Below are 12,918 nucleotides of genomic sequence, written 5' to 3'. Positions count from 1 at the left end.
TTATGATTCGGGCAGCTCTATTCCAGCCCGACGGCACCAATCGCGCAAGGGGCTGAGCACATCGTGCTTCAGCGCCGTCGCGAGATGGCGGAGCGTCCGCGGCATGTGCTTCAGATAGCCCGGCTTGCCGTCCCGCTGCAAGAGCCGCACCCAGAGACCGGCAAGCTTGCAGTTGCGCTGCGCCGCCATGATCGCCCAGGCCTTCAGGAACGTGGGCTCGTCGAAGGCTCCGAGCGCACGGCGAAGCGTCACATAATCCAGCATCAGCTGATCGGCGAGGGCCTTGGGGATGTCCACCCGCGCGTCCTGGACGATCGAGGCGAGGTCATAGGCGGTCGGGCCGATCATCGCATCCTGGAAGTCGATCAGGCCGACGCGGCGCACGCCCGATTCATGCGGTCGCCAGATGATGTTCGGCGAATGGAAATCGCGCAGCAGCAGGTTTTTTTCGACGCCGTCGAGCTCGCGGATCAGGTCGTCCCAGATCGCGAGGTATTCCTGCCGTTCCTCGTCCGTTGCCGCCGTGCCGCGCTTCCAGGGCAGATGCCAGTCGATCAGCAGCCGCGCCTCCATCTTCATCGCGGTCGGATCGAAATCGGGAATGTGGTGGACATGGCCGTCGCCAACCGGCAGGTCCTGGCGCATCTCGTGGCTGTGCAGGAAGGCGAGGCAGACAATGCTCTCGCGATAACGCTCCTCGATGGGTTTCCCGCTTTCGTCGACCGCACCCTCTTCGCCGAGATTTTCGATCAGCAGGATGCCCTGGTCGTAATCCACATGCAGCACTTCAGGCGCCGCAAGGCCGAGTTCCCGCAGATATTCGCCGATGGCCACGAAAGGATAGGGGTCTTCGGCGAGATGCGCGACCTTGGGATAGGGTTTGCCGTCGAGAACCGGCGGGCCTTCCGCCGGACGAGGCCAATCCATAAGGATCAGCGTTTCGCCGTTTGCGATTGTCACGCTCTCATAGGCGCGTGTCGAGGCGTCGCCGGTGAGGAAACGCCTCCGGGCGCCGGGATAGCCATGGCTGTCGAGAAATTCCCGGATCGCCAGCACGCGGCGGATGCGGTGCATCTGTGCATCCGGTGCAGTGATCGTTGCCGTCCGGCCGCTGCCGCTCTGCTCAAGTCGGAGCTGGATGCGGGCCTGTGGCAGCAGGTCGTCGGCGACCTCGGGCCATTCCACCAGGCAGATGCCGTTGGAAAGCGCCTCGTCGAAACCCAGTTCGTCGAGTTCGGAGGGGTCCCCCAGTCGATAGAGATCGAAATGCGCCACCGGGATGCGCAACTCGTAGCTCTGCACCAAGGTGAAGGTCGGGCTTGGCACTTCGAGTTCGTCTTCATCGGCAAGGGCGCGCAAAAAAGCCCGGGCAAAGGTCGATTTTCCGGCGCCGAGATCGCCGGAAAGGGCGATCCAGTCGCCCGTCTTCAGCGCCAATGCCAGGTCTTCGCCGAGGCGGATCGTTTCGGCCTCGTCGGCAAGCGTCAGGGTAAGAGTTGCCTCACCACTCATTCGGCGGCGACGGACCGCGCCGTCGTGCCGCTTGGAATGCGGCACGTAACCGTGGTTCCCTGGCCGGGCTTGCTGTCGATCGCGACATCGCCATGATGCAACGTCACGAAACTTTCGACGATCGAAAGGCCGAGGCCCGCGCCCGAGCGCTTGCCGCCCTTGGCGTTGGCCGAGAAGCGGTCGAATACGGTCTTCAGGATATCTTCCGGAATGCCCGGACCCTTGTCGGTTACCGAGAAGAACACGTCGCTATGGGTGCGCCAGCAGTTGAGCGTGATGGCTGAGCCGTCCGGCGCAAAGTTGGTGGCATTGGTGAGCAGCTTGATGAGGATCTGCTTGAGCCGCTGCTGGTCGGCGACGATGGTGCCGAGACCGGCCGGCGCGGTGATCGCCAGTGTGACGCCGTTTTCGTGCAGCCGGTCTGCGATCTGCATGGCCACGTCGTCGAGCAGGTCGTCGATCGCCATTTCAGAATAATTGAGCTGCATGATCCCGGCATCGACGGTCGCCAGATCGAGAATGTCGTTGACGATCGTCAGGAGAACCGACGACGACGTTGAGATATGATCGATATATTCCGACTGCCGCTCGTTCAACGGGCCGATGCCCGGCGTCTTCAGGAGATCGGTGAAGCCAATGATATTGGTCAGCGGCGAGCGCAATTCGTAGGAGACGTGCTGGACGAAATCGTTCTTGAGCTCGTCGGCCTTCTGCAGCGCCTCGTTCTTTTCCTTGAGAGCCCGTTCCGCCCGAGCGCTCGCCGTCATGTCGACGAAGGTGAGCATCGTCTGGGCGTTCGGTAGCGGGGTTACGGCATAGTCGAGGATCAGGCCGGAATAGAGTTCGAACGTGCCCTGCAGCGAGGGGCGCTCGTCGTCGAAATTGGTCAGCATCTGGCCGAAGCGGCGCCAGCCGTCCGGCTTGTCGTAGGATGGCGCGCAGGCCGTCTCGATCGCCTTGATATGCGTGCCGGGCTTGGATTCCTCGGCGGTAATGCCCCAGAGCGCCCGGAAGGCGGGGTTGGACAGGCGAATGCGCCCATCCGGCCCGAAGACGGCGACGCCTTCGGACAAATGGTCGATCGTTTCGCCCTGGACCTGGACCAGCGTATTGTAACGGGTCTCGAGATCCACCTGTTCGGTAAGGTTCTCGAACACCCAGGTGGCCCCACCCTGCGGATGCGCGGTCGCGATCACGCGGAGTGTCTGACCGTTCGGCAGGTGCCAGAGGTCGGTCTGGGTGTTGGGAGATTGATAGACGGACAAGGCCGCGTCCTTCCAGCTCCGCCAGCTGAGCTGCTCCGGCAGCTTGCCTTCGCTGCGCAGTTTGTCGAGCAGCTCGCTATTGTCCGGCCTGGAATCGAGGAAGGGCAGGGTGAATCCCCAGAGCTGCACGAAAGCCTGGTTGTAGAACTGCAGCCGGCGTTTGCCGTCGAAGATGGCGACAGGTGTTGCCAGATGGTCGAGCGTTTCGGCGTGGCTCTTCAGCGTCCGCTTCAGTTCCTCGCGCACCGCTTCCGCCTCGGAAACATCCACCGCCAAGCCTGCCGAGCCGCCGGGTGCGACGACGTCAACGACATCGAACATCGTCCTGTTTCCGTGCACGACCGTGGATATCCGGTCATGGAAAGGCGAGGTGGAAGTTGCCGCCGACCTGATCTTTTCGCGTGCGATCGAGCCCAGAAATTCGCGGCCGTCCTCGAGAGCCTGCGCAGGTGTCGGAGCCTCCACGGCATCACCATAGGCGTGATTCACCCAGGTGAGCTTGCCCTGCGAATCGCGGCGCCAGACCGGGTGCTCGATGGCGTCGAGCAGCGAATGGAACATCATGATCGAACTTGTCAACCGCTCGCGCTCGATCTTGAGCTCGGCTAGTTCGGCGCGCAGGTTGTTGAGTGCGATGAAGCGGACGAACGCCTTGCCGCCTGAAACACGGCCCTGTACTTCCAGGATCTCGTCGCGATTCGTCTCGACCACCATGTCGAAGGAGCGGGCTTCGACCCGCAGCAGTTCGACGGACTTTTCCAGTTCGCTGGCCGAACTGCCGCGCATCCAGCGGCCGAAGGCAAGAAATTCGCGGTCCTGCTGCGGCGCGCCGGTTTCCGCCGGCAGCTGGCCGAGGAATTCAGGCTTCGAGGAGCCGCTTTCCCACACGACGATCCGCCGGTTCTTGTCGGCGATCAGGGCTTCGAACTTGGAAATCCGCTGCTGCGCGTCGGAAAGGGCGCTGCGCATCTCCTGTGTTTCGGCTTCCATGTTGCCGCGCTGACGCACCAGCCAGATCGCGGAAAACAGAGCGGCACCGAGCGCGCCCATCACCAACGATGAAACGATGACTTCCGTCGAGGAAAACAGGCGGACGGCTGCATTGCCTGACTGCTGCGCAAGCGCCGCGGTCGCGAGCCCGGAAAGGGCCGTACCCGAAAGGAAAGCGCTGCCGAACAGCGCCAGGCGTCGAAGTCTCCCGACGGTTGCATTACCGTTCGGAGAGCCCGAGACGAAACGCAAAGGGGAAGCGTCCGCTCCGCTGCAAAGGGGATCGGCCCGTTCTAACGAGCTCATTTTTTTTACCGACATATCCGGTCTGTCTCCGTCCAATTGCCGCTCATCGACAAGACATACCACATCGCGCCTTGCCCGTAGCCGGACGGCTCCCAATCATATGGTGGGAGCGCGACGATGTCCGAAAACCGTGGTCGGCTTCCGGCATCACGCTCCTGGGAAGGCGCGAATCAAGTTCTAAAACAATACTTGCTTAGGGAATCGCCGGGAAGGGATGCGCCCAAAAAAGAAGCCGCAGCCTTTGTCAAGGCCGCGGCTACCATATCTTGTGGATTTACCGGCTATTGATTAATAGCGGTAGTGTTCAGCCTTGAATGGGCCGGTCTGAGAGACGCCAATATAGGCGGCCTGCTCGTCGGAGAGTTCCGTCAGCTTCACGCCGAGCTTGGCGAGATGCAGGCGGGCGACCTTTTCATCGAGGTGCTTCGGCAGAATGTAGACGTCGTTCTTGTACTCGCCCTGCTTGGTGAAGAGCTCGATCTGGGCCAGCGTCTGGTTGGTGAACGAAGCCGACATCACGAAGGACGGATGGCCGGTGGCGTTGCCGAGGTTGAGCAGGCGGCCTTCCGACAGAAGGATGATGCGGTTGCCCTTCGGGAACTCGATCATGTCGACCTGCGGCTTGACGTTGGTCCACTTGAGGTTCTTGAGCGCGGCGACCTGGATCTCGTTGTCGAAGTGGCCGATATTGCCGACGATCGCCATGTCCTTCATCGCACGCATGTGGTCGATGCGGATGACGTCCTTGTTGCCGGTCGTGGTGATGAAGATGTCCGCGCTGTCGACGACGTCCTCAAGGACGACGACTTCGAAACCGTCCATGGCGGCCTGCAGGGCGCAGATCGGATCGACTTCGGTGACCTTGACGCGGGCGCCGGCGCCGGCGAGCGAAGCAGCCGAACCCTTGCCGACGTCACCGTAACCGCAGACGACGGCAACCTTGCCGGCCATCATCACGTCGGTGCCGCGGCGAATGCCGTCGACCAGCGATTCCTTGCAGCCGTACTTGTTGTCGAACTTCGACTTGGTAACCGAATCGTTGACGTTGATCGCCGGGAAGGGCAGCAGGCCCTTCTTGGACAGTTCGTAGAGGCGGTGAACGCCCGTCGTGGTTTCTTCGGTAACGCCCTTGATCGCGTCGCGCTGCTTGGTGAACCAGCCCGGCGATGCCTTGAGGCGCTTCTTGATCTGCGCGATGAGGATTTCTTCTTCTTCCGACGTCGGGTTCGAAAGAACGTCTTCGCCGGCTTCGGCGCGGGCGCCGAGCAGGATGTACATGGTGGCGTCGCCGCCGTCATCGAGGATCATGTTGGTGAGGCCGCCATCGGCCCACTGGAAGATCTTGTCGGTATAATCCCAGTATTCCGTCAGGGATTCGCCTTTGACGGCAAAGACCGGGATGCCGGCGGCGGCGATCGCCGCGGCGGCATGGTCCTGGGTCGAGAAGATGTTGCAGGACGCCCAGCGGATTTCTGCGCCGAGTTCCCGAAGGGTCTCGATCAGAACGGCCGTCTGGATGGTCATGTGGAGCGAGCCGGAGATACGGGCGCCCTTCAGCGGCTTCGTGGTACCGAATTCTTCGCGGCACGACATCAGGCCCGGCATTTCGGTCTCTGCGATGTCGAGCTCCTTGCGGCCGTAGGCGGCAAGATTGATATCCGCGACGACGTAATCCTTCTCAGTGCTCATAAAGCTCTCCATGTTCGTGGCGCCCTCTCCGGCGGGTACCGCCGGACGTGGCAAGACCCGCTTTGGCCAAGCGGAAACTGGCCAGCGGTTTAGCAGGCTTCCAGCAAACTGGCAACGGGATATAAAGAGGTCTTTATATGTTTATGTCAGCGAAGGTTAAGTCGCGGGCGCGTCAGGCTTCTTCGCCGAACTTGTTGGCGACCAGTTGTTCCAGCGCGTTCAGCGCCTCCTCGGCCTGATTACCTTCGGCTGAGACCTCGATCGAGCAGCCGGTGCTGGCGGCAAGCATCATCAGGCCCATGATAGAGGTACCGCCGACGGTCGTTCCGTCTTTGGAAACGGTAATCCGCGCATCGAAGCTTTCCACCATCTGCACGAACTTGGCAGAGGCGCGCGCATGCAGTCCGCGCTTGTTGACGATCAGGAATTCACGGGGAGAGGGGGATGACATCCGGTCTGGGTTCTCATTTGCCGCTGAGGACGCGGCTTGCGACATTGATGTATTTGCGGCCGGCTTCGGAGGCTTCGGCAAGCGCCTTGTCCATGTTGTTGTCGCTGCGCACGCCGGCAAGCTTGATCAGCATCGGGAGGTTCATGCCGGCAATGACTTCGATCCGGCCGCTTTCCATGACGGAAATGGAAAGATTGGAGGGCGTGCCGCCGAACATGTCCGTCAGAATGATGACACCATGGCCTTCATCGGCATTGGTGACGGCATCGACGATATCCTGCCGCCGCTGATCCATGTCGTCCTCGGGACCGATCGATACGGTTTCGATGAATTTCTGAGGCCCGACGACATGCTTCACCGCATGACGAAATTCCTCAGCCAGCTTGCCATGGGTGACAAGCACTAGTCCGATCATGAAAACTGCCCCCTGCTATGGAAACTCGGCGCCAATATCGCATTGCAATAAGGCGGTCCAGCGGTGGGATGCCATCTTCTCCAAGTAGACTCGAAGTTCAAGTCAAAAAATCAGGCTTCAGGATGATCAAAACGGTATCTCGCCGTGAAAATCAGACGCCAATGCCGCCAGAACGGCCAAAGGGTCCGGTGCGCCGCGCCATATCCGGACAAGCGGAAGGTCACCGAGACCGCGGATCCGGAACCTTTCGTTTTCCGGCGGAAGCCTTTCATCTTCGGGCAGGGAGATGATCTGGACCGCAAGGTCGAGCGCTGCGGGAGAGACGCTTTCAACACGGGCGATGCCGCTGCCGCGCAGTTCGATGAGGCCGGCGATCGGCTCCGGCCGGGAGGCGAGCAGATGATTGCCGTGGCGCGAGACGAGCACCTGATCGTCGGCCACCAGGGCCGCGAAAGCGCCCTGGCGCCGGGCCGCAGCGATACAGGTAAAGGCGAGCATGGACTTGCCGCTGCCGGACGGGCCGGTGAAGAGGAGGCCCTTGGTGCCGATGACGACCGCGGTCGCATGGATATTGACCGGCGTCAGGCTCATTGGGCTTCGCCGCCCGGCAGCGACAGCGTGAAGCGTGCGCCGGTCACGGCACCGGTTTTGGCGTCGTGCAGGTTTTCCGCCTTCAGCGAACCGCCATGGGCCTCGGCGATCTGCCGGCTGATAGACAGGCCGAGGCCGGAATTCTGGCCAAAAGTCTCGCCATCCGGCCGGTCCGTGTAGAAGCGTTCGAAGATCCGGTCGATATCCTCGGCCTGGATGCCGGGGCCGTTGTCTTCCACCGTTGCCGTCACGCGGTCTTTTATCCGCGACAACCGGATGGTGATGCGGCCGCCCTTTTCGGGCACGAAGGATCGCGCGTTCTCGATGAGGTTGGTGATGATCTGGCCAAGGCGAAGATCATGGCCGTTGACGAGGTAAGCGAACTTGTTGCCCGCCTTGTTGTCCACGGTGAGACTGATTTCCACCGGCTTGCGGCCGCTGCGGATCTGCCGGGAAATATCGACCAGATTGCCGAGCAGGTTTTCCATGTCGACCGGCGTCGAATCCGAGCGGGCGAGCTCGGCATCCAGCCGGGAAGCATCGGAAATGTCGCTGATCAGGCGGTCGAGGCGGCGCACGTCGTGGAAGATGATTTCCGTCAGGCGCTGTTTCGACTCCTCGGATTTCGCCAGCGGCAGGGTCTCGACGGCGCTGCGAAGCGAGGTCAGCGGGTTCTTCAGTTCGTGGCTGACGTCGGCCGCGAAACTCTCGATCGCATCGATGCGGTCATAGAGCGCGTTGGTCATCTCGCGAAGCGCGATCGAAAGATTGCCGATTTCGTCCTGGCGATAGGAGAAATCCGGGATTTCCTCGCGTTGCTTGGCGCCGCGCCGCACGCGGATCGCGGCCGCCGCCAGCCGCCGCAGCGGATTGGCGATGGTCGAGGACAACAGCAGCGACAAGAGGATGTTGACCAGCGTCGCGACGCCGAAGACGCGCATGATCGCCAGCCGTTCCGCATGCACGATCTTGTCGATGTCGCCGGCCTGGGTCGACAGAAGAAGCACGCCGAGCACGGCGCGGAAGCGCTGGACCGGCACGGCGACGGAAACGATCAGCTCGCCGCGGTCGGTGACCCGCACAAGCGCGCCTCGGACGCCGGTCAGTGCGTTCATCACCTCCGGATAGATCGAACCGTCGCCGCCCGGCGCTTCCTTGTAAACCGGCAGGTTGCCCGGCTGCAGCAGGCGGTTGATGAGGCCCGCAAACCAGTCGCTCCAAGTCTGCTGTTCGTTTTCCACCGGCGGCAGGTCGAAACGCAGCACCTGGCCGCGCGAATAGAGGTGCCGGGAATCGAGCAACAGGTTGGCGTCGGCATCGAAAATCCGGGCGCGGGTGCGGGTCGGCGAAATCAGCCGCCTCAGAACCGGCGCAACGCGCTCGGGATCGATCGGAAAATCGAGGTCCTCGTCGTTCGGCACCGGCGTAATGCTCTGGCCGGCCTGCAGTTCGAGGAGTTTCTCAGGGTCGATGGTGATCGAGTTGGTATCGACGGACGCCGAGGCGGAAATCGCGCCGGCGATGATCTCGCCCTGGGTCAGCAGGCTTTCGACGCGAGCGTCGATCAGCCCCTCGCGAAACTGGTTGAGGTAGAGAATGCCGGCGACCAGCACGACGGTGGCGGCGATATTGAAGAACAGGATGCGGCGGGTGAGGCTTGAAAAGACCGCGTGGCCGAACACCCGCCGAATGAGCGTAAAGGGACGCGACCAGAACTTCCGCGGCGCGCGGCGTGTCCCAGCCTTCTCCATTCGGGCAATATCGCTGTCGAACGTTTGATCTGCCACTGCAGTCCTTCCACCGGGCCAGCTTAGCGCTGGTCCGGCCGTGGCCTCAAGTTAACCTTTCGCAAGGGTCAAGCCGCCTCGCGGAATCGATAACCCACGCCGTAAAGCGTTTCGATCATATCAAAGTCGTTGTCGACCATTTTGAACTTCTTGCGCAGCCGCTTGATATGGCTGTCGATGGTGCGGTCGTCCACATAGACCTGCTCGTCATACGCGGCGTCCATCAGCGCATCGCGGCTTTTGACCACGCCGGGCCGCTGGGCCAGGGAATGCAGGATCAGGAACTCGGTCACCGTCAGCGTCACCGGCTCACCCTTCCAGGTGCAGGTATGGCGCTCCTGGTCCATGGCAAGCTGGCCGCGTTCGAGGGTGCGAGCCGTTTGCTGATCGGCTGCCGTCTTGGCCCCGGCGCCGCCGGCGGCCTGTGCCTCGCGGCTGCCGGCGCGTCGCAGGATGGCCTTGACGCGCTCCACCAGAAGACGCTGCGAGAACGGCTTGGTGATGAAGTCGTCGGCGCCCATCTTCAGCCCGAACAACTCGTCGATCTCTTCATCCTTGGAAGTGAGGAAGATCACCGGCAGGTCGGACTTCTGCCGCAGGCGGCGCAGAAGCTCCATTCCGTCCATGCGCGGCATCTTGATATCAAAGATCGCCAACTGCGGAGGGCGGGCAATCAGCCCGTCGAGCGCGGAAGCGCCATCCGTATAGGTCTCGACCTTGTATCCTTCCGCCTCGAGTGCAATCGACACCGACGTCAGGATATTGCGGTCGTCATCTACGAGCGCGATTGTCTGCATGCTCTCCATCTCCGTCATCATCTATGCGCATCTCCTGGAATTACCCCAGCCAGGCGGCATCAGCCGACGCGCTTATTGAGTATAAAGGTGGAACAAATTGTGGCAAAGATAAAGGGGCCGCTGATGATCGTGCTTTTTGGCAATGGGGTTTAAGATAGCGCGGATGCGGATTGAAACAGTTATTAAACCGATTTAAAGAGGAATAAAATTTTTTAAATCGATTAAATAATTGATATTATTAAAGAATTTTCGAGCCGCCTCTTGCCCTTTTAGAAATCTGTCATTAATTTCGCGTCAGTCCCCACGGCAAGCTGAAGGAGTGCGCGCATGGAGGAGTTTGGACTTCACAACCCGTCCAAGGGTTTAGCGGCGATCGGTCTCGGCGGTGTATCGCGTGTTTATTACAATTCGTCCGAGGTTGAACTCTACGAAGAAGCAATCCGCCGCGGTGAAGCCGATCTGACGATCGACGGTGCGTTGCGCGCCGTCACCGGCCAGCATACCGGCCGCTCCCCCAAGGACAAGTTCATCGTCCGCGATGCCGGCACCGAGAACCGCGTCTGGTGGGGCGCCGACAACAAGCCAATGAATCCTGAACACTTCGAAGTCCTCAAACAGGACATGCTCGCCCATGCGGCCGGCAAGACGTTGTTCGTCCAGGATCTGGTGGGTGGCGCCGATGCCGAATATGCCCTTCCGACCCGCGTCGTCAGCGAATTCGCCTGGCACGCCCTCTTCATCCGCAATCTTCTGATCCGTCCGGATCGTGCCACGCTCGAAAGCTTCGAAGAAAAGCTGACGATCATCAACCTGCCAAGCTTCAAGGCGGATCCCGCCCGCCACGGCTGCCGCACGGAAACCGTGATCGCCTGCGATTTCACCAACGGCCTCATCCTGGTCGGCGGCACCTCCTATGCCGGCGAAAACAAGAAGTCGGTCTTCTCCGTGCTCAACTACTTCCTGCCGGAAAAGGGCGTCATGCCGATGCACTGCTCGGCCAATGTTGGCCCGAACGGTGACACCGCGCTGTTTTTCGGCCTGTCCGGCACCGGCAAGACCACGCTGTCGGCTGATCCGAACCGCACGCTCATCGGTGATGACGAGCATGGCTGGGGCGAAAACGGCGTCTTCAATTTCGAAGGCGGCTGCTATGCCAAGGCCATCAACCTTTCCGCTGAAGCCGAACCGGAAATCTATGCCGCGACCCGTCGTTTCGGCACCGTGATTGAAAACGTCGTGCTCAACGAGAACCGGGTTCCGGATTTCAACGACGATTCGCTGACCGAGAACACCCGCAGCGCCTATCCGCTGCATTTCATCCCGAACGCTTCGAAGACCGGCACCGCGCCGCAGCCGAAGTCGATCATCATGCTGACCGCCGATGCCTTCGGTGTCATGCCGCCGATCGCCAAGCTGACGCCGGAACAGGCGATGTACCACTTCCTATCCGGTTACACGGCCAAGGTTGCCGGCACGGAAAAGGGCGTCACCGAGCCGGAAGCGACGTTCTCGACCTGCTTCGGCGGGCCGTTCATGCCGCGTCACCCGGCCGAATACGGCAACCTGCTCAAGGAACTGATCGCCCGCCACGGGGTCGATTGCTGGCTCGTCAATACCGGCTGGACCGGCGGCGCTTACGGCGTCGGCCGCCGCATGCCGATCAAGGCGACCCGCGCACTCCTCAGTGCCGCGCTCGATGGCAGCCTCAAGAATGCCGAGTTCCGGACCGACCCGAATTTCGGTTTCGCGGTGCCGGTCGCTGTTGATGGCGTCGACAATGCGATCCTCGATCCGCGCTCGACCTGGGCGGACGGCGCCGCGTTCGACGCCTATGCCAAGAAGCTCGTCTCGATGTTCATCCAGAACTTTGGGCAGTACGAAGACCACGTCGACAGCAAGGTGAGAAGCGCCGCTCCGGTCATGCTCGCCGCCGCCGAATAATTTTCTGCGTCCCAGGGATTCACGTGAAACCGCCGGCCTTTGCGCCGGCGGTTTTCTTTTGGCCGGCTTTGTGGGAAACATGCCGCCAGACACAGGCATTTAGAGACCCATGGCCAGCAATCCCCTTGTCATCAACAACCGCATCACCATCGCCGGATGGGAGCTGACGGAACAGTTCGTGCTGGCGGGCGGGCCGGGTGGCCAGAACGTCAACAAGGTTTCGACGGCGGTTCAGCTTTTCTATGACATCGTCAACACGCCGTCCCTGCCGGAGCGGGTGAAGGAAAACGCCATCAAACTCGCCGGAAAACGGGTGTCGAAGGACGGCGTGCTGATGATAGAGGCGAACCGGTTCCGCAGCCAGGAGCGCAATCGGGAGGATGCGCGGGAGCGGCTGAAGGAACTGATTCTCAAGGCCGCCGAACCGCCGCCGCCGCCGCGCAAGAAGACCAAGCCCACCAAGGGATCGGTGGAACGTCGGCTGAAGGAAAAATCCGGCCGTTCGGACGTCAAGAAGATGCGTGGCCGGCCAAGCGGCGACTGAGAGCGGAGATTGATCTTTGGCGACGCTTGGAAACGGAATCAGGCACCTTCCCGATTATCTGGACCGGCCGGCGCAGGAGCATCTGGTCGAACTGATCCGCGGGGTGGTCGCCGAGGCCCCGCTCTACACGCCCGAAATGCCCGGCACCGGCAAACCCATGTCGGTGCGCATGACCAATTGCGGCCCGCTCGGCTGGGTGACGGACAAGGACCAAGGGTATCGCTATCAGTCGTTTCACCCGGTGACGAAAAAGCCGTGGCCCGCCATGCCGCAGGAACTGCTCGATCTCTGGGAAAAGCTTGGCGACTATCCGAAGCCGCCGGAGGCCTGCCTCATCAACTTCTATTCCGACGATGCCAAGATGGGCCTGCATCAGGACAAGGACGAGAACGACCTTGCCGCCCCCGTTCTTTCCGTCTCGCTCGGCAACAGCTGCCTGTTCCGGGTCGGCGGCCTGGACCGGAAGGACGCGACCGGCTCTTTCCGGCTGGCGAGCGGCGATGTCGTCGTGCTGGGCGGGGAGGGACGCCTCGCGTTCCACGGCGTCGATCGAATTTATCCGGGGACGTCGACGCTGTTAAAGAACGGCGGACGCATCAACCTGACGCTTCGCCGCGTGAATAGCTGACG

Annotated in this window: 11 protein-coding genes; 3 read left to right on the top strand and 8 right to left on the bottom strand. The window is 61.5% G+C overall.

Going from position 1 to position 12,918, the window contains the following annotated elements:
* From tsaE to chvI, 8 genes are all read right to left on the bottom strand, one after another.
* Positions 1–1,512 carry a tRNA (adenosine(37)-N6)-threonylcarbamoyltransferase complex ATPase subunit type 1 TsaE gene (gene tsaE / locus ACZ9EJ_RS18795; protein ID WP_046641968.1) on the bottom strand — a complete coding sequence of 504 codons (1,512 nt, stop codon included), beginning with the start codon at positions 1,510–1,512 and terminating at the stop codon, positions 1–3.
* The gene (locus ACZ9EJ_RS18790; RefSeq protein WP_370649730.1) at positions 1,509–4,088 is read right to left on the bottom strand and encodes a PAS domain-containing sensor histidine kinase; all 2,580 of its coding nucleotides are present in this window, start codon (positions 4,086–4,088) and stop codon (positions 1,509–1,511) included. Before ACZ9EJ_RS18790 ends, tsaE begins: the two co-directional genes overlap by 4 nt.
* 273 nt (positions 4,089–4,361) lie before the next feature.
* On the bottom strand, positions 4,362–5,762 hold the full coding sequence (ahcY, locus tag ACZ9EJ_RS18785; RefSeq protein WP_037086322.1) for an adenosylhomocysteinase: 1,401 nt from the start codon (positions 5,760–5,762) through the stop codon (positions 4,362–4,364).
* Between the two features lie 172 nt (positions 5,763–5,934).
* A complete protein-coding gene (locus ACZ9EJ_RS18780; RefSeq protein WP_046635561.1) occupies positions 5,935–6,213 on the bottom strand; it encodes an HPr family phosphocarrier protein in 279 nt (92 codons plus the stop codon).
* 13 nt (positions 6,214–6,226) lie between these two features.
* Positions 6,227–6,628 (bottom strand): PTS sugar transporter subunit IIA, encoded by a 402-nt coding sequence (locus ACZ9EJ_RS18775; RefSeq protein ID WP_476099526.1) that lies wholly within the window; start codon positions 6,626–6,628, stop codon positions 6,227–6,229.
* Positions 6,629–6,754: 126 nt separating this feature from the next.
* The gene (locus ACZ9EJ_RS18770) at positions 6,755–7,219 is read right to left on the bottom strand and encodes an HPr kinase/phosphorylase (RefSeq protein WP_046641948.1); all 465 of its coding nucleotides are present in this window, start codon (positions 7,217–7,219) and stop codon (positions 6,755–6,757) included.
* Complete coding sequence (locus ACZ9EJ_RS18765) at positions 7,216–8,970, bottom strand: sensor histidine kinase (protein WP_046641949.1); 1,755 nt, start codon at positions 8,968–8,970, stop codon at positions 7,216–7,218. Before ACZ9EJ_RS18765 ends, ACZ9EJ_RS18770 begins: the two co-directional genes overlap by 4 nt.
* A gap of 104 nt (positions 8,971–9,074) precedes the next feature.
* Complete coding sequence (gene chvI / locus ACZ9EJ_RS18760) at positions 9,075–9,803, bottom strand: two-component system response regulator ChvI (protein ID WP_046635604.1); 729 nt, start codon at positions 9,801–9,803, stop codon at positions 9,075–9,077.
* A gap of 327 nt (positions 9,804–10,130) precedes the next feature.
* Here chvI and ACZ9EJ_RS18755 point away from each other — a divergent pair, with 327 nt between their 5' ends.
* The 3 genes from ACZ9EJ_RS18755 (at position 10,131) to ACZ9EJ_RS18745 (ending at position 12,916) form a co-directional block, all read left to right on the top strand.
* On the top strand, positions 10,131–11,744 hold the full coding sequence (locus ACZ9EJ_RS18755) for a phosphoenolpyruvate carboxykinase (protein WP_046641950.1): 1,614 nt from the start codon (positions 10,131–10,133) through the stop codon (positions 11,742–11,744).
* A 109-nt stretch (positions 11,745–11,853) separates the two neighbouring features.
* The gene (gene arfB / locus ACZ9EJ_RS18750; protein WP_038547443.1) at positions 11,854–12,288 is read left to right on the top strand and encodes an alternative ribosome rescue aminoacyl-tRNA hydrolase ArfB; all 435 of its coding nucleotides are present in this window, start codon (positions 11,854–11,856) and stop codon (positions 12,286–12,288) included.
* 16 nt (positions 12,289–12,304) lie between these two features.
* Positions 12,305–12,916: an alpha-ketoglutarate-dependent dioxygenase AlkB gene (locus ACZ9EJ_RS18745; protein WP_046641952.1), complete on the top strand. Its 612-nt coding sequence runs from the start codon at positions 12,305–12,307 to the stop codon at positions 12,914–12,916.
* The last annotated feature ends 2 nt before the right edge of the window (positions 12,917–12,918 follow it).

This window comes from Neorhizobium sp. USDA 3394 (genome assembly GCF_056280385.1).
This window is presented reverse-complemented; position numbering and strand designations above follow the sequence as displayed.

Excerpts from the sequence above, each read along its gene's own strand:
- tsaE (WP_046641968.1), bottom strand. The coding sequence starts at position 1,512 with ATGAGTGGTGAGGCAACTCTTACCCTGACGCTTGCCGACGAGGCCGAA.
- ACZ9EJ_RS18790 (WP_370649730.1), bottom strand. The coding sequence starts at position 4,088 with ATGTCGGTAAAAAAAATGAGCTCGTTAGAACGGGCCGATCCCCTTTGC.
- ahcY (WP_037086322.1), bottom strand. The coding sequence starts at position 5,762 with ATGAGCACTGAGAAGGATTACGTCGTCGCGGATATCAATCTTGCCGCC.
- ACZ9EJ_RS18780 (WP_046635561.1), bottom strand. The coding sequence starts at position 6,213 with ATGTCATCCCCCTCTCCCCGTGAATTCCTGATCGTCAACAAGCGCGGA.
- ACZ9EJ_RS18775 (WP_476099526.1), bottom strand. The coding sequence starts at position 6,628 with ATGATCGGACTAGTGCTTGTCACCCATGGCAAGCTGGCTGAGGAATTT.
- ACZ9EJ_RS18770 (WP_046641948.1), bottom strand. The coding sequence starts at position 7,219 with ATGAGCCTGACGCCGGTCAATATCCATGCGACCGCGGTCGTCATCGGC.
- ACZ9EJ_RS18765 (WP_046641949.1), bottom strand. The coding sequence starts at position 8,970 with ATGGAGAAGGCTGGGACACGCCGCGCGCCGCGGAAGTTCTGGTCGCGT.
- chvI (WP_046635604.1), bottom strand. The coding sequence starts at position 9,803 with ATGCAGACAATCGCGCTCGTAGATGACGACCGCAATATCCTGACGTCG.
- ACZ9EJ_RS18755 (WP_046641950.1), top strand. The coding sequence starts at position 10,131 with ATGGAGGAGTTTGGACTTCACAACCCGTCCAAGGGTTTAGCGGCGATC.
- arfB (WP_038547443.1), top strand. The coding sequence starts at position 11,854 with ATGGCCAGCAATCCCCTTGTCATCAACAACCGCATCACCATCGCCGGA.